This window comes from Pseudoalteromonas sp. S3776 (assembly GCF_005886915.1).
Taxonomy (GTDB): Bacteria; Pseudomonadota; Gammaproteobacteria; order Enterobacterales; family Alteromonadaceae; genus Pseudoalteromonas.
Genome location: NZ_PNCU01000120.1, coordinates 1 through 266, shown reverse-complemented (window position 1 = coordinate 266; position 266 = coordinate 1). Strand labels below are relative to the sequence as shown.

The window sequence follows — 266 nt, the reverse complement described above, 5'->3', positions numbered from 1 at the left end:
CGTTTCAATAATCTGGTCAAGGTGCCACAGCCTTCAAGCAAAGCCGTCATGTTCTGCATTATGGATGTCTCTGGCTCCATGTCCCGCGAAATCAAAGACATTGCCAAACGTTTTTTCTTACTGCTCTACCTGTTTCTGGAAAGAAACTACGAAGCCATCGAAGTGGTTTTTATCAGACACCATACGGAAGCCAGGGAATGCAATGAGCACGACTTTTTTTATGCCAGGGAAACGGGAGGCACCATTGTATCTTCTGCCCTGGTACT

Annotated in this window: 1 protein-coding gene; it reads left to right on the top strand. The window is 46.2% G+C overall.

Annotation, left to right across the window (positions count from 1 at the left end; genetic code table 11):
• Positions 1-266, top strand: a 266-nt coding sequence (locus CWC16_RS19395; RefSeq protein ID WP_138542687.1) for a DUF444 family protein, incomplete at both ends; no start/stop codon positions are given.